Below are 25811 nucleotides of genomic sequence, written 5' to 3'. Positions count from 1 at the left end.
GGCTGCTAAGCGTCGTGGCCTAGTAAGTGCAACTCGTCACTCAACAGGTGAGCCACGTGCCGGGACCGGTCACCGTCCACCGGGATGCCACGGCTGGGGGCCTCGGTCAGCATCAACGTGTAGAGGTGCACCCGGTACAACGCCAGCCGGGTACGTGCCGAGCCGTCGAGCACCAGGGCGGTGGTGCCGGTGTACCCGCGCAGGAACGGGTGACCGGGTTCCTCCTCGATGCGCTGGAACAGTGCGGGGGACACCAGGTCGAGCAGCGGATCGCCGAACAGGTACCGCTCGCCGTCCACCAGCCCGGTGAGCTGGCCCGCCTCGGCCAGCACGTTGCCGTCCCACAGGTCGAAGTGCAGCAGGGCCGGGCGGGTGGCGTGGGCCAGAACAGCCCGGTGTCGCACGACCGTGGCCGCGATCCCGCTGGGCAGCGCCACCTTCCAGTCGCGGGCGTCGGCGAGCAGATCGTCCACCATGGCGGTGAAAGCCTCCGGCCAGGTGGTGCCGCTTGCCCGGGAGCCGGTGCCGGTGTAGCCGAAGCGGGAGCCGGTGCCGGTGTAGCCGAAGCGGGTGCCGGTCTTGGCGTGGATGCGGGCGACCGCGGCGCCGGCCTGCTGGCGCACGGGTTCGGTGCCGGACAGTTCGGTGAGGGGCCGGCCGGGCAGGTGGGCGACGGCCAGCCAGTCGTCGGCGACATGCAGCACCTGCGGTACGGGGGCCACGTCGGCTGCGAGACGGTAGTAGGCGGCCTCGGCGGCGATGAGGTTGTGTTCGTACCGGAGGCAATCGGGTCTGCGGGGGTGGTCCGGCCTTGACGACCACGCTGCGTCCATCGGCGAGCCGCGCCCGCCACACCGCGGCGAAGCCTCCGCCGCTCAACTCGGCCGCATTCACCACGCAAGCATGGAAAACGGGCCGCAGCCAGGCATCCAGGGTCACGAGATCGAGGGTGCGTCGGGTGGGACTCCGCATGCGGCATTGTGCAACGCCGAATAGTGGGCAAGCCTGGGGGGTACCGGGGGTTTCGAGAAGGTGGCTCACGTCCCGGAAGGGGTCGAGACGCTCCATGAGAGTCCGTGATGAGCGGCCGAGGTTGGCGGAACGCGGCCGGGGGATCACTGTCCGCAACGCCCGCCCGGTGCCGATAGCGACCCCGGCTCGCGCCGACGACCTGCCTCAGTACCTGCATGCCCTGCGCCGCCTGGCCGATGCCGACGACCTGAGCACGGCCTACGCCGGCTGCACCATCGCCCTGGACGTCGCCGGGCGCGAGCACGACGCGGCGAGCCTGGTCATGGCCTTTTCCCAGCGCTGCTCGGTGGCCCGCCGCCTCGGTGACCTGCCGGCCGCGCATGCCGATGCCACGGTGGCGGCGGGGTTGCTCGGCGAATCGGGTCTGCTCCCGGACAGCCCGCCGGCCGCCCTGTTGTTGTCGCGCCGGCTGGCCGTGCTGCTCGACCTGGGCGACACCGCGACGGCTGACGAGCTGCTGGCCGGTGTGCCCGGCGGCGACGAGTTGCCCGATGCGCCGGAGTTTCTGCTGCTGCGCTACGTGCGGGGGTGTCTGCACGCCGCCTCCGCGCGCCTCGGTGAGGGCCTGGCCGACCTGTACCGCTGCGGCGAGCGGCTGGCAGCCCGCCGCTCGGACCACCCGGGCGTGCTCCCGTGGCGCTCAGCGGCGGCCTCCGTCCTCAAGCGACTCGCCGCCGACGAGGCAGCCGACCGGCTGGTGTCTGAGGAGATCGCGCTGACCCGCCGGGTCGGGCTCGCCTCGGCGCTCGGGCGGGCGCTGCGCATCCAGGGCCAGATCCGTCCCGGTGAGGCGGGGATGGCGGCGGCGGAGGAGTCGGTACGCGTCCTGCAGGGCACCCCGCGCCGCTTCGAACTCGCCACCGCGCTGGTCGACCTCGGCGGTCTGCTCAACGCGGCCCGGCGCCGGGCGCAGGCCCGCCGGGTGCTGCGCGACGGGCTCGAACTGGCCGAGTCGTGCGGGTCGCCGGCCCTGGTCGCGCGGGCGAAGCGGTACCACGGCGGAAGGGTCTCCGACTCTTAGGATAGCCTCACCTTCATGACCGCAGTCTCCGTGCGCCCGGTGCTCCGGCCCTACCAGCCGTTCGCCCTGCGGGTGGCTCGTAAGCAGCGCCTGAGCCCGAGCTTCGTGCGGGTGACGCTGACCGGCGCGGCGCTTGCCGACTTCGCCCACCACGGGTACGACCAGCGGATCAACCTGATCTTCCTGCCGCCCGGCACGGATCACGAGGTGTTCGCCGGCACCGAGGACTGGATGACCGAGGGCCGGGCCTGCGGCGCGCACCTGCGGGTCTATACCGTGCGGGCGTTCCGGCCGGCCGCGCTTGAGGTGGATATCGACTTCGTGCTGCACGGCGACGAGTCCCCGGCCTCGCGCTGGGCCAGCGCGGCCATCGGCGGCGACCCGGTCGTCATGATCGGCGCGACCCGCGGCCACCCGGTCACCGACGTGGCCTGGAAGCCTCCGGCCGCGGCCCAACTGCTGCTGCTCGCGGCCGACTGCACGGCACTGCCCGCTGCGGCTTCGATCCTGGAAAGCCTGGACCGCCCGGCGAAGGCGATCATCGAGGTGCCCGAGCCGGACGACTGCCTGCCGATCGGCGGCAACCATGAGGTCACCTGGCTGGTCCGCAACCGCGGCGAGCGCATCGAGCCGGTGGTCCGGGCGCTGCTCGACGAGACGGCCCCGGCCGGCACGGTCGCGGCTGACCTGACCGCCGACGACGACGTGTGGGAGGTGCCCGAGAACGCGGCGGGCAGCTTCTACGCCTGGCTGGCCGGCGAGTCGAGCACCGTGGTCTCGTTGCGCCGCCACCTGGTCGGCGAGCGCGGCGTCGACCGGCGCTCGATCGCCTTCATGGGCTACTGGAAGCGCTGAGGCCTCAGACCGTCAGGGGTTCACCGTGCGGCGCCCAGGCGGTGTGCTCGGCGAACGCGCGGTAGCGGTGCAGGGCGCCGAACAGCCAGCCCAGGCTGAGGATCGCCAGCACGATGAACGGGATCACGCCCTGGAACGTGTCCCACGCGGTGTGCATGGCCACGGCACCGATGAAGGTGGCGATGAAGGCCAGCATCTTCTTGCCGGTCGGGCTGGCCACCAGGGCCCAGAGCGCTCCGCAGGTCAATCCGGTCCACGCGGTGTGCCCGGCAGGGGCGGTCAGGCCGCGAACGAACAGCGTCTGCTCGACCGCGCCGATGTTGCCCCGCGACGACAGCAGCGCGCTGAAGCCGTACCCCATGGTCTCCAGCGCGGCGAAACCCATGCCGGACGCAACCCCGATGATCAGCCCGTCCGACGGCAGCCGGCGCCCATGCCGCGCAAGCAGCACGAACAGCAGGACCACCGGCACGATCATCTTGGCGGTCTCCTCGATGAGCGCGACGAACAGCATCGGTAGCGCCCCGAGCCCGCGCAGCGCGTCATACTCCAGCGTCCCGGCCACCACCGCCCCGATGACCCCGCCGAAGAAGGCCGCGGTCACCAGCGCGGACGCCGGCACCTGCCACCGCCCGGTGCGCGCCTGGGCGAAGGTCAGAAAAGCCAGCGGCACGACGGTCGCCCCGAGCAGTAGCAGGGCCGGCACGAAGTTGGGATTCTGCGTGCGCACCAGCGTGCGCAACACGATGACGTAGAGCACGAGTCCGATGATCAGAACGCCTAGCCACGCCGCCCGGCGGGAGAGATCGCGCATCCTCGGATCCTTGCACCTCCCGGCCGGTCTGTCAGTGGTTACCGCTCAGCTCCGGCCGGGGTCCGAGGTGGACTCCGGGCGAACGGCAGATGGCGGTTCCAGTGTTTGAAGCGGTTCAACCATATTGAGGATTGCTCATGTATCGATCCCTGTTGTAACTTCCCGTAGCCAATCAACTGCGCGGGGGAGTGGGTCCATGCTGTCCATGAAACATCGTCCTGAACGCCGCACGGGGTGGACAGCGAGCGTGACCGCGCTGGCGGTCATCGTCTCCGTCACCGCGGCTCCGGCCGCCGAGGCGGCGCCTGCTTCGGTCACGCCGGTCGCAGCTCCGCAGGTCAAGAAGCGGCCCTGTCCGGCTGACCGCCCGGATGAAGCGGCCGCGCTCACCGCGGCGCGGATCTGCGGCGGCGAGGTGAAGATCTCCGGTCAGACCAGCGAGTACGACGACGGCGTCGCCCTGCCGAACGGCCAGGTCCGCTGGGAACACCACTACCGGCCGGTCCGGGTCGAACGCGGCACGTCATGGGCGCCGGTGGACACCACCCTGACCGCGCAGCCCGACGGCACGGTGCAGCCGGCAGCCACGGCTGTCGGGCTGGAGTTCTCCGGTGGGGGCACCGGGCCGATGGTCAAGGTTACCGAGGCCGGTACGGCGCTGACCCTGGGCTCGCCGCTGGGCCGCCTGCCCAAGCCGGTGCTGCAGGCGAACGTGGCCACCTATCCCGAGGTGCTGCCCGGCGTCGACCTGCAGCTCAAGGCCGACGTCGACGGCTACGCGCAGGTGCTGGTGGTCAAGAACCGCCAAGCGGCCGCCAACCCGAAGCTGGCCGAGCTGACCTTCCCGCTGGCCGGCACCAAGCTGACCGTGAGCACCGACAGCGCGGGCAACCTGCGCGCCACCGATGCCAAGGGCAAGGTGCGGCTGTCCGGCAACGCCCCGCTGATGTGGGACGCCTCGGCGCAGCAAAGCTTGACGGCGCGCCCGGATGCCGAGCCCGGCTCGACGGGTGTGACAAAGAAGCTGACGGCGGCGCTGTCGAAGTCGCAGATCTCGGTCACGCCGAACCGGGGCCTGCTGGACGACCCGGACACCGTGTACCCGGTGTACATCGACCCGGGGGTGACGGCGACCCGGTCCGCTTGGACGAAGGTGTCGTCGGCCAACCCGACCACGTCGTACTGGAACGCCGCCGGGAACGCGCCGGTGGGTGGCACCAATGTCTCGGGCGCCAAGTACCGCTCGTTCTTCGACCTGGACATCAGTTCCACACCGATCGCCGGTACGCACATCGTGGCGGCCAACCTCGTCGCCGTGCAGGCCTACGCGTTGTACTGCGAGTCGTACCCGGTCGACCTGTGGGCCACCGGGTATGCCGGGCAGGCCACCACCTGGAACAACCAGCCCGCCTTCTCCGGCGGGGTGCTGGCCAGCAACACCTCGCTCGCGGGCTGCACCGGACACGCGGGCGCGTCACTGACGTTCCCGGTCACTGCACACGTGCAGTCCGCCGCGAACGGCGCCTGGACGAACCTCACGTACGCGCTGCGCTCGGACGAGTCGGCCACGCTGCACTCCTACAAGGAGTTCGGCAGCAACCCGTACGTGTCGATCACGTACAGCCGGTTCGCGACGATCACCAGCAAGGGGACCCTGCCCGCGACGACGTGTACGACCGGGGCGAACCGGCCATACGTCAACACCACCACACCCACGCTGCGGGTCCGGGTGACCGACCCCGAGGGCGCCGGCGTGCGCCCCGAGATCGAGTGGGACACCCCGGCCGGGGTGAAGCTCGGCAGCGCCCAGCCGACCCCGGCGGCCACGTCCGGATCGCTGTTCGGCGCTGCGATTCCCGCCGGTGCGCTCACCAACGGCAGCACCTTCTCCTGGAAGGCCCGCGGGTATGACGGCAACGCCTGGGGTCCCTGGTCGAGCCCCTGCGAGCTGACCGTCGACACGACAGCCCCCACGGCGACGCCGACCGTCAGCTCGGCCACGTACCCGGCAAACGACTGGGGTGGCGCGGCCGGCTCGGCCGGCACCTTCACCCTGGGCGCCGGTGGCACCAGCGACATCGCCGCCTACGTATACACCCTCGACGACGACCCGGCCGCCGTGGTCAACACGAGCGCCCTGGGCGGTACCGCCTCGATCAGCATCGTGCCCGACGAGGAGGGCAAGCACACGCTCAAGGTGCAGGCCCGGGACAGGGCGGGCAACCTTTCCCCGGCCCGGACGTACACGTTCTTCGCCGGCACCGGAGCGGTCAGCTCGCCGGCCGCCGGCACGCTGACCGCGGGCAAGGTGACGCTGTCCGGCCTCGGGCGCAGCACCTCGACCGGCGTCACCTACCAGTGGCGCCGCGGCGACGCCGACACCTGGACCACCATCCCGGCCGGTGACGTCACCACGACCGCCGGCGCGGCGATCTCCTGGCCGCTGGCCACCACCGGCTCGGGCGCCTACCCGGAGCTGTCCTGGAACGTGGCCCAGACGGTGAACAACGCCGAGGCCGGTGCCGAGCCGCTCAACGGCCCGGTTCAGGTCCGCGCCTCGTTCTCCGGAACCACCGGCACCAGCGGCGGAGTGCTGTTCACCCTGGACCGCGACCGGGTGGACGCCGCCTCGTCCGAGATCGGCCCCGGCCAGGTCAACCTGCTGACCGGCAACTTCTCCGCAAGCGCAGCCGATGCCGGCAGCATCGGCGGGCTGTCGTTGCAGCGCACGTTCAACTCCCGCCAGGCGGCGGTGGTCGACCCGATGTTCGGCCCCGGCTGGACTGCCAGCGCCAAGGCGGAGCAGGCGAGCACGTTCAACAAGCTGACCGTCACCGGCAGCCTGGTGCAGGTGGGTCTCGCCGACGGCTCCACGCTCGGTTTCGCCAAGAAGGCGACCACGAGCACCGGGGCGAGCTTCACGCCGCAGATCGGCTCGGAGGACACCACGCTGACCTACACCAGCACCGGCAACACCTACACGCTGGCCACCAAGAACGGCGACGTCGTCACCTTCACCAACCAGTCGGCCGGGGTGTACGTACCGGCCGCGGTCAAGTCGGCGGGCTCGGCGACGGACAGCAGGATCTCGTGGGAGACGGCCACCGTCGGCGGTGTCGCGGTGGTGCGGCCCACCCAGGTGACCGCCCACCTGCCGGCCGGGGTCACCAGTTGCGCCACGATCGTCAAGGGCTGCCGCGTCCTCGGCTTCACCTACGCCACCGCAACCACGGCGACCGCCGGCGCCCCGGGCGACTATGCCGGCCGCGTCAAGCAGGTCAGCCTGTCCGCCTGGGATCCGGAACTCGCCACCCCGGGCGTACGGACCGTGGTGCTGACCAGATACGACTACGACAGCACCGGACGGCTGCACGCCGCGTGGAACCCGGCGCTCGACTACACCAGCGGCGCGGTGACCAAGCACGTCGCCACGGAGTACACCTACGGCACGGACGGCACGCTGGCGACCCTGACGCCGCCGGGCGAGCTCCCGTGGCAGTTGACCTACACGACCGTGCCCGGTGACACCGGTGCCGGACGGCTCTACAAGGCGAGCCGCGCGGCCCTGCCCAGCGGTACGTCGGTGCAGACCGTGGTCTACAACGTCAAGGTCAGCGGCGCCGGCTCGCCGGTCGACATGGCGTCGTACATCAACCGCTGGGGCCAGACGGTGCTCCCGGTGGATGCCACGGCGGTCTACCCGCAGGACATCGTGCCGGACGGCAACCCGGCGACCGGCACGCTGCCCTCGTACTCCGACGACGACCGGGTCACCGTGACCTACATGGACTCCAACGGCCGCGAGATCGACACGATGCTGCCCGGCGGCACCGTGGAGGCCACGTGGTTCGACAAGTACGGCAACGAGGTGCGCACCCTCGACGCCGGCAATCTGGCCGAGGCGCTGTGGCGGACGGACTCCGACAGCACCGAGGAGGAGGCGGACTACGCCCGGCGGGAGTCCACCGAGAACGTGTACAGCGCGGACGGCCAGCGCCTGCTGGAGACGTTCGAGCCGGAGCACGACGTCGAACTGCCCGACAGCCAGACCGTGCGGGGCCGGGCTCACCTTGTCAGCACGTACGACGAGGGTGCTCCCGCCGGTGCCGCCTACGACCTGGTCACCTCGCAGACGCGCGGGGTGCAGTACACCGCGAACGGCGTCACCACCGATGCCGACAAGCGGACCACCACCACGGCGTACGACTGGACCTACCGCAGGCCCGTCGCCACCACCGTCGACCCGGGCGGGCTGGCGCTGACCACTCGTACGACGTACGACAGCGTCACCGGGCAGGTCGCGTCGACCACCTCGCCGGCCGGCACCGCGGCAGGCACCACCCCGGCAACTCGCAAGACGGTCTACTACCGCGCCGGCACCGGATCGGGTTACAGCGAGTGTGACAACCGCGCCGAGTGGGCCGAACTGCCCTGCCGCGTGTTCACCGGCGGTCAGCCGGGCGGGACCGAGCTACCGGTCACGTCGAGCACGTACGATTTCTTCGGCCAGCCCCGCACGGTGGTCGAGAGGAACAGCACCGCGACGCTGCGCACCAGCACGGTCACCTACGACGCGGCGGGCCGGGAAAGCGACACGACCATCACCGCGGCCGCCGGGGTTGCCCTGGACCGCAAGCACACCGGGTACGACCAGGTTACCGGGCGGCCCTCGGTGGTCCAGAGCGTCAACGCGGCGGGCACGGTCACCGGCTCGGGCACCACCCAGTACGACACCCTGGGCCGGCAGAGCTCGTACACCGACGCGGACGGCGCCACCACCACTGCCACCTTCGACCTGCGCTCCCGCCCGCTGACGGTCACCGACGGCAAGGGCTCGCAGACGTACACGTACAACAACGAGGCCGAGAAGCGCGGCTTCGCCACCCAGCTCGTCGACAGCCAAGCGGGCACGTTCTCGGCGGAGTACGACGACTTCGGCAACCTGGTCTCCGAGGGCCGGCCGAACGGTGTGGGGGTCCGGCACTACTACGACGAGACCGGCGCCGAGACCGGTGTGGAGTACAACACCGCCTGTGACGCCGGGCAGTGCAGCCTGTACAGCGAGTACGTCGACGCCGACGTGCACGGCGGCCGCATCTGGGACTACTCGAGCCTCGCCATCTTCGGCTACACCTACGACAAGGCGGGGCGGGTGTCCAACGTCCGCCAGGATGACACCGCCGGCTGCACCCAGCGGGCGTACGCCTTCGACACCGCCACCAACCGCACCCAGCGGCAGACCTTCGCGCCGGGCGGCGACGGGACCTGCCAGGACACCACCGCCACCACCCGCACGTGGACCTACGACAGCGCCGACCGGGTGACCTCCCCGGCGCCGGTCATCGACGCGCTCGGACGCACCACGACGGTTCCCGCGGCCGACCTCAGCACCGGCAGCACCAGCGGGGACGTCCAGCTCACGTACTACGTCAACGACCTGACCAGGACGATGAGCAACTCGGCCGCGCAGGCCACGTACACGATCGACCCGCTGACCAACCGCTACCGCGGCTACAGCGTGACCGCGGGCGGTAACACCGTCGCGCACACCTACCACTACAGCGATGACACCGACAAGCCGAGCTGGATCGCCGAGAACGGCTGGTACACCCGCCGGGTCAGCGGCCTGAACGGTGTGGCCGCCTATGTCACGGGCTCCGACGCCCACCTGGAATGGCAGATCACCAACCTGCACGGCGACGTCGTCGGGCTGCAGACCGGCAGCACCGCCGGTCTGGCCGCCACCTACCCGGTCGACGAGTTCGGCAAGTCGCTGAACGGCTCGGCCCCGCGGTACGGCTACCTCGGCGATGAGCAGCGCTCCGCGGACAACCCGGGCGGGCTGGTCTCGATGGGCGTACGCACCTACAACCCGGAGACCGGCCGGTTCCTGTCGACCGACGCGGTCTACGGCGGCAACGCCAACGCGTACGACTACTGCTCGGGTGACGCCGTCAACTGCACGGACACGTCCGGCTTGATGTCGTGCTACAAGTTCAACACCACGAAGAAGAAGAACTGGGCGCACATCACCTGGCTGTGGCACAACTGGTACCGCTGCAAGATGAGCCACCAGGAAGTGACCAACTGGCTCATCGGCGGCAGCGTCCCCAGCATTCTCAAGGACCTGCTGGCCAAGCCGCACCTGGTGGTGGTGCGGTGGAGCGCCGTGATGGCCCTGGTGTCGATCATCGGTGGCTTCATCTACAACCACAAATGCGCTAAGAGCCGGGGTATCGGCTGGGACTACTACAGCGGATACAACTTCCACAGCGTGTTCGTGTTCGACATCGGCATCTCCCGGATGTGGTGCCGCTGATCAAGCAGTGACCTGAGAACGGGCCCGTCGCCGGTTGGCGAAGGGCCCGTTCTTCATCTCGTCAGTGGGCGACAACCAGTTCCGGGTTGGGTTCCTCGACCGGTAGCCGCCACGGCCGGACCACCAGCGCGAGCACGATGTTGGCGGCCACCATGCCGCCGGCGATCACCAGGCCCATGCCGACCGCGTCGTTGCCCAGCACCCCGACCAGCGGGGCGGCCAGGGCGCCGACGCCGAACTGGATGGCGCCCAGCAGCGCCGCCGCTGTGCCCGCGGCCTCGCCGTGGCGGGACAGGGCCAGCGCCGGGGCGTTCGGCATGGCCAGACCGGTGGCGGCCAGCACCACCCACAGCGGCACCAGGATGCCGGACAGTCCGCCGAAACCGGTGCTGGCGAACACGAGCAGCACCACGCCGGCCGTCGCGCCGACCGCCAGCGAGGTGATCAGGATGCGGGCCGGGCTGAAGCGGCGCAGCAGCAGCACGTTGCCCTGGGTCGCGGTGATGAGCCCGATGGCCCCCGCGCCGAACACGAAGCCGAACTGCTGCTCGCTCATCCCGTATTCGTCCTGAAAGACAAAGGACGAGCCGGAAACGTACGCGAAGAGCGCCGCCATCGCGAGCCCGGCCACCAGCACGAGCCCGAGGTACGCCCGGTCGGTGAACAGCCGGCCGTAGTCGCGCAGCGTGCCGCCAACCCCACCGTTGCGGCGGCGCTCGACGGGCAGCGTCTCGGGCAGCCCCAGCGCGGTGACGGTCAGGATGGCCACCCCGAAGACGGTCAGCACGACGAACACGCCACGCCACGACGTCCAGTTGAGCGTGATGCCACCCAGGGTGGGGGCGAGGATCGGGGCGGCGCCCATCACCAGCATGAGCCGCGAGAGCAGCCGGGCGGCGGGCAGACCGGTGAACAGGTCGCGCACGATCGCCATGGCCACCACCGCACCCGCGGCGGCGCCGAGGCCTTGCAGGACGCGCAGCGTGCCGAGCACCGCGAGGTTCGGGGCGATCACGCACAGCACCGAGGCGAAGATGTGCACGCCCACGCCGAACAGCAGCGGGGTGCGCCGTCCGACCGCGTCGGACAGCGGGCCGACCAGCAACTGGCCGAGCGCCAGGCCGACCAGGGTGCCGGTCAGCGTCAACTGCACCGCGGCGGCCGTGGTGTGCAACTCGTTGGTGATCGTGGGCAGAGCCGGTAGGTACATGTCGATGGTCAGCGGGCCGAGGGCGATGAGGAAGCCGAGAACCAGCACGAGCCGCAGCCGGGCACCGGAGGACATCAGCTCCCCTGGCGTCTTGGCGGCTTGCGGCGGGACAGCGGTCGCCGGGTTGCCGGGCGCCTGGGTCATGGTGGATCCGTCCGTCGTCGGGTCGGTTCGCCGAACGGCGTCCGACACGGCTACGACAAGTTCCCTCCGCCCAGACCCATTCCCCGGCGACGCTGTTTGGTGGGCCTGATCACAGCAATTGTTACGGGTGCGTCAATGGTGCCCAACCGATGGTAATTCGCTGACTAATTCTTGATCAGCTCGGCAACCTTCGCCACATCACCGATGTCGGCCTGCCGGTCGATGACCTGCGCGGGGGGATTCCACCGGGGCTCGGCCGAGCTGATTCGCACCACCGCACCGGTGAATTCCTCCGGTCGATAAGACGAAACCGCTTCGGCATTGACATAGGGCTGGTCAACTCCGGAAAAGCCGGGTTCGATCAGGACGACCCGGGCCACTTCGGCACCGCCGGCGCGCAGTTGCACGGCGATCTCGTACGCCACCAGCGCGCCCTCCGCCTGCCCGGCCAGATGGTACGGCCCGTCCGGCAGGGCCCGGCGCAGCTCGGCAACGTGGCGCGCGGCGATCGCCGGGATGCCGGCCAGCGGCTCGCCGTCGTCCAGCCCGAACGCCTCCAGGCCGACGCTGGGCCGCTGATCGGCAACGGCGTCGGCGAGGTCGGCGTACTGGCCCACCTCACCGTCGGCCGCGTGCACCCAGATCCACGGCGGGGTGGAGCCCGCAGCGGTCAGCGGGACCAGGCAGGCCGACTCGCCGGCGCGCACGAGGGCGGGATCGGGCAGCCGTTTGCGGTCGGTCTTGCCGCTGGTGGTCATCGGGATCTCGGGCACCACCAGCACGGCGGAAGGCACAAGGGCGCTGGGCAGCCGGGCCGCGACCTGCTTGAGCAGCGAGGTTGTTACACCGGGGTCGCGGGGGCCGCAGACGTACCCGATGAGCTCGGCCATCCCGCCCGCGGGCCGGTGCACCACGGCCGCGGCGGCGCTGACGTCGGGGTGGCTGAGCAGCGCGGCCTCCACCTCGCCGAGCTCGATGCGCTGGCCGTTCAGCTTCACCTGGTCGTCGTTGCGGCCCAGATAGGCCAGGGTGCCGTCGCTCTGCCAGCGGGCCAGGTCCCCGGTGCGGTACATCCGGCCCGGCGCGAACGGGTCCGGCGGGAATTTCCCGGCGGTCAGCTCGGGGCGGTTGAGGTAGCCGCGAGCCAGACCCACCCCGGCCAGGTGCAGTTCCCCGTCGGCGCCCACCGGCACCGGGCGGTCCTGCTCGTCGAGCACGTAGCACCGGATGTTGTCGATCGGGCGGCCGATCGGCACCACGGTCTCGGTGTGCTCGGGCCGGCACTGCCAGAACGTGACGTCGACCGCAGCCTCGGTGGGCCCGTAGAGGTTGTGCAGTTCGACGCCGGGCAGGATGGCAAAGCACCGGTCGCGCAGGTCGGCGGTCAGCGCCTCGCCGCTGCAGAAGATGCGCCGCAGAGCGGTGGCGCGGGCGGCGTCGCGCGAGTTCAGGAACGAGCGCAGCATGGTCGGCACGAAATGAATGGTGGTCACCTGTTCCGCCGCGATCAGCCCGGCCAGATAGCCGTTGTCGCGGTGACCGTTCGGGCGGGCGATGACCATCCGGGCACCGACCATGATCGGCCAGAAGAATTCCCACACCGACACGTCGAAGGTGTCCGGCGTTTTCTGCAGCACGGTGTCGCCCGGACCGATCGGATATCGCCGCTGCATCCACTGCAGCCGATTGCGAATGGCACCATGTTCCACCATCACACCCTTGGGATTGCCTGTCGATCCCGAGGTGTAAAGAACATAGGCAAGATCATCGTTTCCGGGGTACGCGCTGAGCGCCGTTTCCGGCTGCGCCGAGCACTGCGCGTCGTCATCGAGCACGATGACCGGCCGATTCCCCGGGGGCAGCCGGTCGGCGACCGCGCGGTGGGTCAGCACCGCCCGGGCGTCGGTGTCGTCGAGCAGGAACGTCAGCCGCTCGGCCGGGTGGTCGCAGTCCAGCGGCACGTACGCGGCACCGGCCTTGAGTACACCGACGAGCATCAGCACGAGCTCGATGCTGCGCTCGGCGAACACCGCGACCAGGTCGTCGCGGCCGACCCCGAGCCCGGCGAGGCGGTGCGCGAGCTGGTTCGTCCGGCGGTCGAGTTCGGCGTAGGTGACGTCGTGATCGCCGAAGCGCAGGGCTACCGCCTCCGGCGTGGCGGCGGCCTGCGCGGCGATGCGTTCCGGGATCGTGCGTTCGTCGCCGTAGTCGTAGGCGGTGTCGTTGAACGCGGTCAGCTCGGGGTCGATGTCCACCATGGCGTCAGGCTAGGGGCGGGCCGAGCCGGGCAAGACCACCGTGATGTTGACCCCTGGGGTAAACGTGGTGACTACGCGCGTGCGGTGAACGTGGTGATTACGCGGGTTCGACCAGGCCGGCGCGAAAAGCGAATGAGACCAGCTGGGCGCGGTCCTTCAACTGCAATTTGCAGCGCAGCCGATAGAGATGGGTGCGGACGGTGGCCGTACCGATATAAAGCTCGGCCGCAATGTCCTCGGTCGACATACCGTGCGCGGTTAGCGTGAGAATTTCCTTTTCCCGGGGCGTGAGCACCGTGCCGATCGGCATGTCCGCTTTTACCTTTGACTGCACGTCATGCTCGCGGAACCACTCCATCAGCCGGTGCGCGATGCGCGGGCCGAGCATCGACTGACCCCGGGCCACCGCGCGGATGGCCATGGCCAGTTCCTCGCGGCTGGCGTCGTCGGCGAGCAGGCCGTTGGCGCCGGCGTGCAGCACCTCGGTCACCCGTTCGTCGATGTCCTTGATGGCGAACACGATGATGCGCGGTGCCGGATCCAGGGTCTCCCGGGCCAGCCGGCGGATCAGCTCCACGCCGTCGATGTGGTCCAACTGGATCCCGGTCACGACCACGTCGGGCAGGTGCTGGCGGGCCAGCATGATCGCCTGCATTCCGCTCTCGGTAGTGCCGATGACATTGATGTCCTGCTCGCCGGACAGCAGCGAGCGCAATCCATCCAGCACGAGCGGCCGGTCATCACATAACAACACCCGTAAGGGCACGACCGAATCTCCCGTCCCCGGCACCCGACACTCCCCGGCACCCGACGCGAAGGACGCTACCTTAGGTAGTGTTGGAGTCACTAGAGGTGAATCGAAATCTTTGTCATATAACACGGAAGCGCCGCAGTGGATGGTAAATGTCGCTTTCCCGGATTGACTTCGGTTAATGGCCGCCGTACGCCCAGCTTGCACAAAGGGTGTCCACGCTGGGCTGACTCGCAGGATCGGCGGCCCGTCCTATCGTCGGCGCATGAATGCGGACGAGCCGGCAACCGGGAATGTTGAACGAATTGTTGCGACAGTGTGGAGTGAACTACTCGACCGTTCTGTCGCCGATACGACACAAAGTATTTTTCAGCTCAACGCCACGTCGCTGCTGGCAACCGCGTGCGCGGGCCGGCTGCGCGAGCTGCTCGGCGTGCAGGTGAGCACGGCGCTGTTCTTCGAACACCCGGTAATCGCCGACTTCGCAGCCGTCATCGCCGCCGGACCCGACGGCAAACGCGCCGCCCGCCGCGCCGCCATCCTGATCCGCGCCCTGAGCCCCGCCGACCGCCCCGCCTGACGGGACGGCCCGGCTGCCGCCTTGACCGCGCTCCCCCGGGTCCGCGCCGCAGTGGTGCGGACCCGGGGGCGGCGTCTCAGGGCAGCCGGATCATGCCCCCGCCGAGCGTGCGCTTGGTCGTCGGGTCGATCACGATGAACCCGCCCGTCTGCCGGCTGCGCTGATAGTCGTCGCACATCAGCGGTTGGGTGGTGCGCAGCCGGATCCGCCCGATGTCGTTGAAGCCCAGCGAGTCCGCCCCGGCCCGGTGCAACGTGTTGACATCCATCCGGTACTCGATGTCCTTCACCAGCGCCGGCACCGTACGGGTGGTGTGCTTGACCAGCACCCGCATCCCCGGGCGCAGCTCCTCCGGGGCCATCCAGCACACCATCGCGTCGATGTCCTGGGTGGTCCGCGGCTGGTTGTTCACCCGGGTCAGCGTGTCGCCGCGGGACAGGTCGATGTCATCGGCCAGCCGCACGGTCACCGACATCGGCGCGTACGCCTCCTCGACCGGGCCGGCCGGGGAGTCGATCGCGGTGACCTTGCTCGTCATGCCGCTGGGCAAGGCGATCACCTCGTCGCCGACCCGGATCACGCCGGTGGCGATCTTCCCGGCATACCCGCGGTAGTCGTGGAACTCGGTGGTCTGCGGACGGATGACGTACTGCACCGGGAAGCGCAGGTCGATCAGGTTGGTGTCGGCCGCCACATGCACGGTCTCCAGGTGGTGCAGCAGCGACGGGCCCTCGTACCAGGGCATCTTGGTGGTGCGCTGCACGACGTTGTCGCCCTCCAGCGCCGACATCGGGATGACGCTCAGGTCGGGGATGCGCAGCCGCTCGGAGAACCGGCTGAACTCCTGGTCGATGGCCCGGAACGCGGCCTCGTCATAGTCGACCAGGTCCATCTTGTTGATCGCCAGCACCAGGTGCGGCACGCCGAGCAGCGAGCACAGCAGCGCGTGCCGGCGGCTCTGCTCGGTCATCCCGCCGCGCGCGTCGACCAGGACGATGGCCAGCTCGGCGGTCGACGCCCCGGTCACCATGTTGCGGGTGTACTGCACGTGCCCGGGGGTGTCGGCGATGATGAACTTGCGCCGTGGGGTGGCGAAGTAGCGGTACGCCACGTCGATGGTGATGCCCTGTTCCCGCTCGGCCTTGAGCCCGTCGGTCAGCAGCGCCAGGTTGATCTGCTCGCCGTCCCCGCCGGTGCGCCGGCTGGCCCTGGCCACCGCGTCGATCTGATCCTCGAAGGCGGTCTGCGTGTCGTACAGCAGCCGGCCGATGAGCGTGCTCTTGCCATCGTCGACGGAACCCGCCGTGGCCAGACGCAGAATGTCCATCAGAAGTAGCCCTCCCGCTTACGGTCTTCCATGGCGGTCTCGTTGACCCGGTCGTCGGCCCGGGTGGCGCCGCGCTCGGTGAGCCGGCTGGCCACGATCTCGGCCAGCACGTCCTCGTTGGTGACGGCGTCCGAGCGCACGGCGCCCGTACAGGTGGCGTCGCCGATGGTCCGGAAACGCACCTTCTCCATCCGGATGTCCTCGCCTTCGCGGCGGGGCAAGAACTCGTTGTCGGCGAAGAGCATGCCGTCGCGCTCGAACACCGCCCGTTCGTGCGCGTAGTACAGCGGGGGCAGGGCCAGCTCCCGGTCGGCGATGTACTGCCAGATGTCCAGCTCGGTCCAGTTCGACAGCGGGAACACCCGCATGCTCGCGCCGGGTTCGAGCAGTCCGTTGTAGAGGTCCCACAGCTCGGGCCGCTGGTTCTTCGGGTCCCACTGGCCGAACTCGTCGCGCACGGAGAACACCCGCTCCTTGGCGCGTGCCTTCTCCTCGTCGCGGCGGGCGCCACCGAACAGGGCGTCGAAGCGGTGCTTCTGGATGGTCTCCAGCAGCACCGGCGTCTGCAACGCGTTGCGCGAGACGTTGCCGGCCGGCTCACGCAGCGAACCGGCGGCGAGCGCCTCCGGGACCGAGCCGACGATCAGTCGTACGCCGATCTCCTCGACGTATTCGTCCCGGAACTCCAGCACCTCGGGAAAGTTGTGCCCGGTGTCGATGTGCACCACCGGGAACGGCACCCGGGCCGGCCAGAACGCCAGCTTGGCCAAGTGCAGCAGGACCACCGAGTCCTTGCCCCCGGAGAACAGCAGCCCCGGTTGCTCGGTCTCGGCCACCACCTCCCTGATGATGTGGACGGCCTCCGCCTCGAGCGCCGCCAAATGCGACAGCCGCATCGTCGTTGTCACGTGCGCTTTCTCCCTTCTTCCGTCATGCGGCGCCGCCCAGCGGCCAGCCACAGTTGTTCCGGGCGCCCGAAGCGAAGTGCTTCGAGGCGGATTCGCAATCGCAGGTCCTCGGTGCGGGCCAGCCGCACGGCAGCCAGCGCGGTGTCGGCGGCCAGCGCCAGCACCTCGGTGGCCACCCCCGCGTACGGCTGCCGGTTGTCGGCCAGTTGAGCCGCCCTGGTGAACGCAGCCCGGACCGCGGCCAGCGCGGCCCCGGCCCGGACCACGCCGGCATCCCCGCTGCCGGGTCCGGCGGCCAGCACGCGGTGCACCAGGCCACCCAGGTACGCGGCTTGGCGGATGCGCGCCCGCCCGAGGGGGCCCTCGGCGCAGGCGGTTTCCGGGGCCAGCCGGCACAGCAACGGGCTCGGGTCGCAGAGCGCAGCGGAGAATCGGGCCAGTCCGGTCGTACCGGGGGAGGCGGGTTTGTCGATCCACTCCAGCGCGTCGTAACCGATGAGGATGAGACCCACGTCGCCCGATCCGTCCAGGCGCACGGGCAGGACCACCGCGTCGACCTCGGCCGCGTCCACTGCCACACAGCCGTCGAGGATCTCCTGGGTCGCCATGGCATATGGCGTGGACCGGAAGCGGACCGATTCGAAACCCGCGGCCACCACGGCGAGCGTGCCCGCCTCCAGGCTCGGCAACATCTCGGCTTCCCCGGCGGCGGCCGCGTCGACGGCCAGCGCCTCGGCGACATACGTGCGACCGGTGCCGCGCTGTCCGTGCCGCTCGGCCACCGCCACGCTGCCGGTCAGACCGTCGGCCGCCTCCGCTGCCTCTTTCAGCGGCGCAGCCGATGGCACTGGCACCGGGGCGTTGCGGTAAGCCTGATCCAGCAGGTGCAGGCGATCGGCGTCCAGCTCGGCCCGGGAATAGCCGAAACCGTGCACCTGCGCGGCCCACAGCGCCACCGCCTCAGCGGTTCGCGCGCCGTAGAAGTCGGCAACGGGACTCCCGGTGTCGCACAACGCCTTGCTCGCATCGATCATCGCGGCGTGCCGGGCCAGCCCGGCCAGGAAGAAGTCATCGGGTTCGGGCAGGCCGTCGCGTACCGCGTCCAGCCACCGGCGAGCCTTCCACCAGTGCGCCTGCGTGGCGTCCTGAGCGATCACGGCGCCCCCTCCTCGGCGGCCAGCAACCGGGCCGCCTCCTCGTCGGACATGGACTCGATGAGCCGCAGCAACTCGTCGTCACCGGAGTTCGCCTGGTGCTCGCGCACTCGCTCGGCGAGGGCGTGTACGTGCGGCGCGCGGAAGAAGTCAGCGAGCGCGATTTCCACTCCGAACGCCTTGCGCAGCCGCGACACCACCTGGGCCGCCGCGAGGCTGTGCCCACCGAGCTCGAAGAAATCGCCGAACGGGTCGACCTGGCGCAGCCCGAGCAGCGGGGCCACGATGTCCTCGGCGATCGAGCGTTCGACTTCATCGGCGTACGTCACCGGAGTCGCCGGGGCCGCCGCGGCCGGTTCGGGGGCGGGCAGCGCCGCCCGGTTGACCTTGCCGCTGGTGGTCAGGGGCAACTCCGTGAGCACCACGATGCTCGCCGGGACCATGTACGCCGGCAGGTGCTCACCCAGCGCCGCCCGGATCTGCGCGCGGTCGAGATCCGGGGTGGCCGGGACGACGTAGCCCACGAGCTGCTTCTCGCCGCGTTCGTCCTGCCACGGCTGCACCACGCTCTGCGCCACCGCGGGGAGGCGGTTGAGCTGAGCCTCGATCTCGCCCAGCTCGATGCGCAGGCCACGGATCTTCACCTGCTGGTCGATGCGGCCCAGGAACGTCAGGGTGCCGTCGCGCTCGCGCTTGACCAGGTCACCGGTGTGGTAGAGCCGCCCGCCGGGGGCGGTGCCGAACGGGTCGGTGATGAACTTCTCGGCCGTGAGCTCGGGGCGGTGCAGGTAGCCACGGGCCAGGCCGGCGCCGCCGATGACCAGTTCACCGGCCACACCGGTGGGCACCAGGTTGCCCGCGCGGTCGAGCACGTGCGCCACGTGGTTGGCCATGGGGAAGGCGATCGGCGGGGACTGCGTCCAGGTGCCCGAGCACTCGTGGGCGATCATCGTGACCGTGCACTCGGTGGGGCCGTAGCCGTTGAAGAAACGCCGCCCGGGAGCCCAGCGGTTGACCAGCTCGGCAGGGAACGCCTCGCCGCCGACGAACACGATGCGCAGGCTCGGCAGGCGGTCCGGGTCCAGCAACCCCATCAGCGAGGGCGGCAGGTCCACCACGGTGATCGCGGCGCGTTCGAGCAGCCGCTGCAGCCGTTCGATGTCGAGCCGCTCGTCCTGGGTGGCCAGGTGCAGCCGGGCGCCGGTGAGCAGCGCGGCGAAGGTCTCGAACACCGACACGTCGAAGGTGTGCGAGGCGAAACCCAGCACCCGGTCGTCGGGGGTGAGGTCGAACAACTGCTGCACCGAGGTGATGAAGCTGACCAGGTTGTGCTGTTCGAGCAGCACCCCCTTGGGCGTACCGGTGCTGCCGGAGGTGTAGATGGCATAGGCCAGATCCTGCGGACCGGCCGGGCACGCCGGGGTCGCGTCGTCGAGACCGGCGAGCGCGGCCCGCGTTCCGGGATCATCAAGAACGATGACGGGTACGGCCTGAGCGGGCAGACCGCCGGCCGTCGTACTGGTGGTGATCGTGACGACCGGACGCGCGTCGGACAGGATGGCTTCGAGCCGGGCGCTCGGATGCCCGGGGTCCAGAGGCAGGTAGGCGGCCCCGGACTTGATCGTGGCGAGGATGGACACGATCAGGTCCACCCCGCGGGGCAGGCTCAGCGCCACCAGTTCACCGGGCCGCGCGCCGCCCGAGGTGAGCATCCGCGCCAACTGGTTGGACCGCCGGTCAAGTTCGCGGTACGTCACCTCCTCCTCGGCCACGATCAGCGCGACCGTGTCCGGGGCAGCCGCCACCCGCTCGGCGAACATGGCCGCCGCCGTGGTCTGCGGCACCGGCAGCTCCGGGCCGTTCCACCGGCGCAGCAACGCATCGCGCTCGGCGTCATCGAGCAGGTCGACCCCGGCCAGCCCGGCCCCGGGATCACCGGCCAGCGCGGCCACCAGCACCGCGTAGTCATCGGTCAGCGCGGCCACGCTCTCGGCGTCGAACAGGTCGGTGTTGTACTCCACCTCGACGCGGACCACGTCGTCGTGTTCCAGCACGAACCAGCTCATGTCGAAGCGCGCCGCGCCCGTGTCCACCGGCACCCGGGTCACCGTCAGGCCCGGCAGGTGCAGCTCGTCGCCGGCGTTCTCATAGGTGAACGAGATCTGGAACAGCGGCGAGCGGGCCGGGTCGCGGACCGGGCGGACCGCGTCGACGATCCGGTCGAACGGCAGCGAGCCGTGCGCCACCGCGCCGGGCAGCACCGCGCGAACCCGGCCGGCCAGCTCACCGAGCGTCGGGTCACCGCCGGCGTCCAGGCGGATCGGCAGCATGGACACGAAGTAGCCGATGGTCTGTTCGAGTTCGGGCCGGTTGCGGTTGGCCGTCGGGGTGCCGACCACCAGGTCGTCCTGCCCGGTGTAGCGCTGCAGCAGGGCGAAAAACGCTGTGACGTAGGCGATGTACGGCGTGACCCCGAGGTCGCGGGCGGTGGCGAGCAGCCGGTCGTGTTCGGCACGGGGGATGTCGGCCAGGTGCAGGCGCCCCCGGTACGTCATCTCGGCCGGACGGGGACGGTCGGTGGGGAACTCCAGGGTGGCCAGCCCGGCCAGCTGCTGCTTCCAGTACTCGCCGTCCTCCTCGGCGATCCGATCGCGTTGCCACAGCGCGTAATCCGGATACTGCACGGGCGTGGTGGTCTGCGCCCTGGACGAGTACGCCTGCGCGAGGTCAGCGGTGAACACCCCACGCGACCAGCCGTCGAAGATCACGTGGTGCACGGTGACCAGCAGATAGTGCCGGTCCGGCGCGGTACGCAACAGATGCGCCCGCCACAGCGGCGGCTGCTGCAGGTCGAACGGCAGCGCGGCCAACCGGCTCAGCTCGGCTTCAACCGTGCCGGCCGGGATGTCGCGCACCTCCACGGTTGCGGGGAGATCCGCGGTGACCACCTGCACCGGCCCGTCGTCGTCCTCGGCCAGGTGGGTGCGCAGCGCCTCGTGCCGTGTCACCACCTCGCTCACCGCGCCGGTCAGGGCCGCGACGTCGAGCGGGCCGGTCAGCTCGAAACCGAGCGGCACGTTGTACGTCGGCTGCCCGGGCGCCAGCCGGTCGAGGAACCACAGCGTCTCCTGCGCCGGTGACAGCGGCAGGCGCGTACCGGGTTCGCGGGCCACCGGTCCGCTGTCGCCGCCCTCGTCCTCGTCCTCGTCGGCCAGCAGCGCCAGCAGTTCGTCGCGTTCCTCGGCGGACAGGTCCGCCATCCGCTTCATCATGTCGCTCATGACTGTCTCCCCGTCTGCACGGCGCTCAGGCGCAGGGCAGCCGCGAGCGCGGCGGCCTGCTCGAAGATCGAGTAGTGATCGCCGGATACGACCTCATGGCGATCGACGTCCACCAGCCGTTCCCAAAGCCGGGCATGTTCCGGCCCGGACGCCTCAGCGGTGACCAGCGTGGTGGGCCCGGCGAACCGGCGGCCCTGGTGCTCGCGGAACGCCGCAACAGTGGCGCTGTACACCGCGACCCGGTCGGCCAGGTGCTGACGCAACCCGGGCGGTAGCAGGCCGGCCTCCTCCAGCCGGGCAGCGACCGCGTTGACGTCCCGCGGTGCCTCGGTGTCCTGCGGCGGATTGTGGCCCTGCAGCGCGCAGACGTCGGCGACGAAGCCGGCCAGCACATCGCCCTCGCGCTGCGTGCCGGGCGCCGGTGCGTCGATCAGCACCAGCGACACGTCCTCGCCCTCGGCGGTCAGTTGCACCGCCATCTCCTGCGCGATCACCCCACCGATCGACCAGCCGCCGACCCGGTACGGCCCGGCCGGCTGCGTCCCGCGAACCATGGCGACGTACGCGCGAGCCATGCCCCCGATGTCGCTCAGCGGTTCCTGCTTGCCGTCCAGCCCGGCCGCTTCGATGCCGTGCACCGCGCGCACCCCGTCGAGCGCCGCGGCGATCGGCAGGTACGGCACCACCGTGCCCCCGACGGCGTGCACGAGGAACACCGGCGAACCCGCCCCGGCGTCGTTCAGCGCCACCGGCCACGGCGTATCGGCCGGTTCCCCGGTGCCGTCGATGGTGGTGGCGATGCCGGCGATCGTGTTGGTGGTGTAGAGCTGCCGCAGTTCCAGCCGGGTGCCGAAGCTCTGTTCCACCTTGGCCACCAGCCGCATCAGGTGCAGCGAGTTGCCCCCGGCGGCGAAGAAGCTCTCGTCGATGTCGGGGTTGCCGGCGCCCCCGTCCGGCAGCACGTCGAGCCACAGCTCGGCCAGCTTGCGCTCGGTGGCGGTGCGCGGCGCGGTGCCCGGACCGCTGCGTCCCACCGGATCGGGCAGGGCCCGGCGGTCCACCTTGCCGCTGCTGGTCAACGGCAGCTCGGGGAGCACGGTGAAGCTGGCCGGGATCATGTGCAACGGCAGCCGATCGGCCAGGTACGCGCGCAGCTCGGTCTCGCCGGGATTGGGGGTCTCGGTGGCGATCCAGGCGGCGAGCTGGGGGCCGTACCCGTCGCGCTCGACGACCCCCACGCAGGCCTGGCGGATCCCCGGGTGGGTGCGCAAGGCGTGCTCGATCTCGCCCAGCTCGATGCGCAGGCCGCGCAGCTTGACCTGGTGATCGATGCGCCCGAGGAACATGATCGCCCCGTCCGGCAGCCGTTTGACCAGGTCACCGGTGTGGTAGAGGCGGCCGTCGGGGGTGGTGCCGAACGGGTCGGCGATGAACTTGCTCGCGGTCAGCTCGCTCTGCCCCAGATAACCGCGGGCCAGCCCGGCCCCGCCGATCACCAGCTCACCCGGCACGCCGGTGGGCACCAGCCGGCCGGTCGCGTCGACGACGTGCGCCACGTGGTTGGCCATCGGCAGGCCAATCGGCGGCGGGGCATCCCAGTGCCCCGCGCACTCCTGCACGATCATGGTCACCGTGCACTCGGTGGGGCCGTAGCCGTTGAACAGCCGGCGCCCCCCGTTCCAGCGGTTGACCAGGGCGCCGTCGAACGCCTCGCCGCCGACGAACACGATGCGCAGCGCGGGCAACCGGTCCGGGTCCAGCAGCGCCATGACCGAGGGCGGCAGGTCGGTGACGGTGACTTCCTGCGCCTCCAGCAACGCCTGCAGCCGGGGCGGGTCGGTGCGCTCGTCGTCGCGGGCGAGCACCAGCCGGGCGCCGGTGAGCAGGGCCGAGAAGGTCTCGAAGACCGACACGTCGAAGGTGTACGAGGCGAAACCCAGCTCCCGGTCGGCCGGGGTGAGCTCGAACAGCTCCTGCACCGAGGCGATGAAGGCGACGACGTTGCGATGCTCGATCAGCACCCCCTTGGGCGTACCGGTGCTGCCCGAGGTGTAGAGCACGTAGGCGAGATCCTCCGGGCCGGCCGTGAACTCGACCGGATCCGCGGACCCCTCGATGCTGTCGATGGCGAGGTGGTGGTCGGCGGCGATCTTGGCGGCCGTACCCGGCTCGACCAGGACGGTGACCGGGGCGGCGTCGGCGATGATCCCGGCGATGCGCAGCGGCGGGTGCTGCGGATCCAGGATCAGGAACGCGGCGCCCGCCTTGAGCACACCGAGCACCGCAGCGACCAGGTCCGGCCCGCGGGACAGGCAGATGCCGACGAACCGGCCCGGTCCGGCGCCGCGGGCAAGCAACGTCCGGGCGATGCGGTTCGAACGACGATCGAGATCCGCGTACGTCACCAGCGCGCCGTCGCACACCAGCGCCACGGCATCGGGCCGGGCGGCCACCTGCTCGGCGAACAGGCGCGGCAGTGTCGTGGCGGCAACCTCGCGCACCGGCCCGTCGTAGTCGTGCAGCAGCCGGTTCCGTTCGGCGGGGGAGACGAGCTCGACCTGCGACACCGGGCGGTCCGGCGTGCCGATGCCCTGTTCCAGCGCGGTGGTCAGGTGCTCGATGAGCCGGTGCATGCGCTCGCCGTCGAGGATCTCGGTGGCGTACTCGACGCTCACGCCCAGCCCGCCGTCGGCCTGCTCGGCCAGCGTGATGCTCAGATCGAAGCGGGCCCGGATCGACGGCGCCACGAATTCGGTGCTCTGCAGACCTTCCAGGCTCAGCGCGGCGGCGGCCACGGCACCGGGCTGCAGCGACATGCTGACCTGGAACAGCGGTGTCATCGCCGGGTCGCGGGGTGGGCGCAGCGCGTCGACGACCATGCTGAACGGCACGTCCTGGTGCTCGGCGGCACCCAGCACCACATCGTTGGCGCGCCCGGCCAGCTCGCGGAAGCTCGGATCCCCGGAGGCGTCGAAGCGCAGCACCACGGTGTTCGCCAGGTAGCCGACCACCTGTTCCAACTCGGGGCGGCTGCGCCCGGAGAACACCGAACCCACCGCGAGGTCGTCCTGGCGGGTGTAGCGCCCGAGCACCACCACCAGCGCGGCGGACAGCGTAGCCAGGAACGACACGTGCCCGCTGGTGGCGAAGCGCCGGGCCCGCTCGCACAGCTCGGCGCTCAGGGTCCCGGTCACCGTCTCGCCGGCCCAGGTGCGCTGGGCCGGGCGGGGCCGGTCGGTGGGGAAGTCGACCGTGGGTAGCCCGGCGAGCCGCTCCTTCCAGTACGCCAGCTCGCGATCCAGGTTCTCCCCGGACAGCCGGCGGCGCTGCCACGCGGCAGCGTCGACCGGCTGGATGCTGACCTCAGGCAGCACCTCGTCCGGGCCGGCGAACAGCGTCGCCAGCTCCTCGCAGAAGATGCCGTACGACCAGCCGTCGAACACGATGTGGTGGATGCACAGCAGCAACACGTGCTCGGTCTCGCTCAACCGCAGCAGGCCGGCCTGAAACAGCGGCCCGGTCTCCAGGTCGAGCGGCTGCGCGGCGGCTCGGGCGATGACGTCCTGCGCGCCCGGCTCGTCAACCTCGATGACGGGCAGCTTCACCTCGATCGCCGGGTCGATGACCTGACGCAGCTCGCCGTCCACAAGCTCGAAGCGGGTACGCAGCGCCTCATGGCGGGCCACCATTGAGCTGAGCGCCCTCCGCAGCCGCTCGGCGTCGAGAGGCCCGCTCAGCCCCACCGGCAGCACCAGCTGATAGACCACCGATTCGTTGTTGAGCCGGTCCAGAAAGAACATGCCGTCCTGCTGGTACGAGGCCAGCAGCACCCCGTCGCGCGGTTCCCGGCGCACCGCCTCGTCAGCCGGGCGGGCCGCCCGCTGGCGGAGCCGCTCCAGCAGAGTCCTTTTCACATCGGAAAGGCCCGCTGTCCGCTCGTCCGCCGCAGCAGGCCCGATCACCTCGGTCATGGCGTTCACGCTAGGGACGCCCCGGGGCTGCGTCTGTCGTGCCTGGATGAATGTCGGCTGACACGCAGTGCGCACCGCGCGCCAATTCTGCGCACGAATAACTGACCCCGTGTCAACGCCTGGATTACATCCGCCGTAACCGTCTTACCCGGCGCGCGCAGCAACCGGAGCGGTGTTATACCTGCA

14 protein-coding genes are annotated in these 25811 nt (G+C 70.5%); 4 read left to right on the top strand and 10 right to left on the bottom strand.

Translation table 11 applies throughout. The features are described 5' to 3' along the window. Positions 1-5: 5 nt before the first annotated feature. Positions 6-722, bottom strand: a complete 717-nt coding sequence (locus tag TFC3_RS23425) for a phosphotransferase family protein (RefSeq protein ID WP_236718271.1) — start codon at positions 720-722, stop codon at positions 6-8. A gap of 344 nt (positions 723-1066) precedes the next feature. Between TFC3_RS23425 and TFC3_RS23420 the strand changes: the two genes are divergently transcribed. Further along, positions 1067-2053 (top strand): hypothetical protein, encoded by a 987-nt coding sequence (locus TFC3_RS23420; RefSeq protein ID WP_153040353.1) that lies wholly within the window; start codon positions 1067-1069, stop codon positions 2051-2053. A gap of 15 nt (positions 2054-2068) precedes the next feature. Then, positions 2069-2908, top strand: coding sequence for a siderophore-interacting protein (locus TFC3_RS23415; RefSeq protein WP_067503797.1), 840 nt, complete (start codon positions 2069-2071; stop codon positions 2906-2908). A 4-nt stretch (positions 2909-2912) separates the two neighbouring features. Here TFC3_RS23415 and TFC3_RS23410 read toward each other — a convergent pair whose 3' ends face one another. Further along, positions 2913-3722 carry a PrsW family intramembrane metalloprotease gene (locus TFC3_RS23410; RefSeq protein WP_067503794.1) on the bottom strand — a complete coding sequence of 270 codons (810 nt, stop codon included), beginning with the start codon at positions 3720-3722 and terminating at the stop codon, positions 2913-2915. A 247-nt stretch (positions 3723-3969) separates the two neighbouring features. On the opposite strand from TFC3_RS23410, the gene TFC3_RS23405 reads away from it, so the two are divergent. Beyond that, complete coding sequence (locus TFC3_RS23405) at positions 3970-10041, top strand: RHS repeat-associated core domain-containing protein (protein ID WP_067503791.1); 6072 nt, start codon at positions 3970-3972, stop codon at positions 10039-10041. A 61-nt stretch (positions 10042-10102) separates the two neighbouring features. Here the strand turns inward: TFC3_RS23405 and TFC3_RS23400 are convergent, their stop codons facing one another. From TFC3_RS23400 to TFC3_RS23390, 3 genes are all read right to left on the bottom strand, one after another. Beyond that, positions 10103-11326 carry a multidrug effflux MFS transporter gene (locus TFC3_RS23400; protein ID WP_067507342.1) on the bottom strand — a complete coding sequence of 408 codons (1224 nt, stop codon included), beginning with the start codon at positions 11324-11326 and terminating at the stop codon, positions 10103-10105. 233 nt (positions 11327-11559) lie between these two features. Then, complete coding sequence (locus TFC3_RS23395; protein WP_067503788.1) at positions 11560-13653, bottom strand: amino acid adenylation domain-containing protein; 2094 nt, start codon at positions 13651-13653, stop codon at positions 11560-11562. A gap of 97 nt (positions 13654-13750) precedes the next feature. After that, complete coding sequence (locus TFC3_RS23390; protein ID WP_067503785.1) at positions 13751-14419, bottom strand: response regulator transcription factor; 669 nt, start codon at positions 14417-14419, stop codon at positions 13751-13753. Between the two features lie 250 nt (positions 14420-14669). On the opposite strand from TFC3_RS23390, the gene TFC3_RS23385 reads away from it, so the two are divergent. Further along, positions 14670-14984 carry a phosphopantetheine-binding protein gene (locus TFC3_RS23385; RefSeq protein ID WP_161952666.1) on the top strand — a complete coding sequence of 105 codons (315 nt, stop codon included), beginning with the start codon at positions 14670-14672 and terminating at the stop codon, positions 14982-14984. A 76-nt stretch (positions 14985-15060) separates the two neighbouring features. On the opposite strand, the gene TFC3_RS23380 is transcribed toward TFC3_RS23385, so the two are convergent. Genes TFC3_RS23380 through TFC3_RS23360 form a run of 5 tightly spaced genes read right to left on the bottom strand, consistent with a single transcriptional unit; the run spans position 15061 to position 25625 of the window. Beyond that, positions 15061-16311: a sulfate adenylyltransferase subunit 1 gene (locus TFC3_RS23380; RefSeq protein WP_067503780.1), complete on the bottom strand. Its 1251-nt coding sequence runs from the start codon at positions 16309-16311 to the stop codon at positions 15061-15063. Next, the gene (cysD, locus tag TFC3_RS23375) at positions 16311-17207 is read right to left on the bottom strand and encodes a sulfate adenylyltransferase subunit CysD (RefSeq protein WP_067503778.1); all 897 of its coding nucleotides are present in this window, start codon (positions 17205-17207) and stop codon (positions 16311-16313) included. The genes TFC3_RS23380 and cysD overlap by 1 nt, the downstream gene beginning before the upstream one ends. An 8-nt stretch (positions 17208-17215) precedes the next feature. Continuing rightward, complete coding sequence (locus TFC3_RS23370) at positions 17216-18376, bottom strand: hypothetical protein (protein WP_067503775.1); 1161 nt, start codon at positions 18374-18376, stop codon at positions 17216-17218. Beyond that, positions 18373-21654 carry a non-ribosomal peptide synthetase gene (locus TFC3_RS23365; RefSeq protein ID WP_067503772.1) on the bottom strand — a complete coding sequence of 1094 codons (3282 nt, stop codon included), beginning with the start codon at positions 21652-21654 and terminating at the stop codon, positions 18373-18375. The genes TFC3_RS23370 and TFC3_RS23365 overlap by 4 nt, the downstream gene beginning before the upstream one ends. After that, entirely contained in the window at positions 21651-25625 is a 3975-nt protein-coding gene (locus TFC3_RS23360) for a non-ribosomal peptide synthetase (protein ID WP_067503771.1), read from the bottom strand. Before TFC3_RS23360 ends, TFC3_RS23365 begins: the two co-directional genes overlap by 4 nt. Positions 25626-25811: the final 186 nt, after the last annotated feature.

It is taken from the genome of Actinoplanes sp. TFC3 (genome assembly GCF_001553785.1).
Taxonomy (GTDB): Bacteria; Actinomycetota; Actinomycetes; order Mycobacteriales; family Micromonosporaceae; genus Actinoplanes.
The sequence above is the reverse complement of the archived record's forward strand: the minus strand, read 5'-3'. Positions and strand labels throughout refer to the sequence as shown.

Excerpts from the sequence above, each read along its gene's own strand:
- TFC3_RS23410 (WP_067503794.1), bottom strand. The coding sequence starts at position 3,722 with ATGCGCGATCTCTCCCGCCGGGCGGCGTGGCTAGGCGTTCTGATCATC.
- TFC3_RS23420 (WP_153040353.1), top strand. The coding sequence starts at position 1,067 with ATGAGAGTCCGTGATGAGCGGCCGAGGTTGGCGGAACGCGGCCGGGGG.
- cysD (WP_067503778.1), bottom strand. The coding sequence starts at position 17,207 with ATGCGGCTGTCGCATTTGGCGGCGCTCGAGGCGGAGGCCGTCCACATC.
- TFC3_RS23385 (WP_161952666.1), top strand. The coding sequence starts at position 14,670 with ATGAATGCGGACGAGCCGGCAACCGGGAATGTTGAACGAATTGTTGCG.
- TFC3_RS23380 (WP_067503780.1), bottom strand. The coding sequence starts at position 16,311 with ATGGACATTCTGCGTCTGGCCACGGCGGGTTCCGTCGACGATGGCAAG.
- TFC3_RS23415 (WP_067503797.1), top strand. The coding sequence starts at position 2,069 with ATGACCGCAGTCTCCGTGCGCCCGGTGCTCCGGCCCTACCAGCCGTTC.
- TFC3_RS23395 (WP_067503788.1), bottom strand. The coding sequence starts at position 13,653 with ATGGTGGACATCGACCCCGAGCTGACCGCGTTCAACGACACCGCCTAC.
- TFC3_RS23400 (WP_067507342.1), bottom strand. The coding sequence starts at position 11,326 with ATGTCCTCCGGTGCCCGGCTGCGGCTCGTGCTGGTTCTCGGCTTCCTC.
- TFC3_RS23365 (WP_067503772.1), bottom strand. The coding sequence starts at position 21,654 with ATGAGCGACATGATGAAGCGGATGGCGGACCTGTCCGCCGAGGAACGC.
- TFC3_RS23360 (WP_067503771.1), bottom strand. The coding sequence starts at position 25,625 with ATGACCGAGGTGATCGGGCCTGCTGCGGCGGACGAGCGGACAGCGGGC.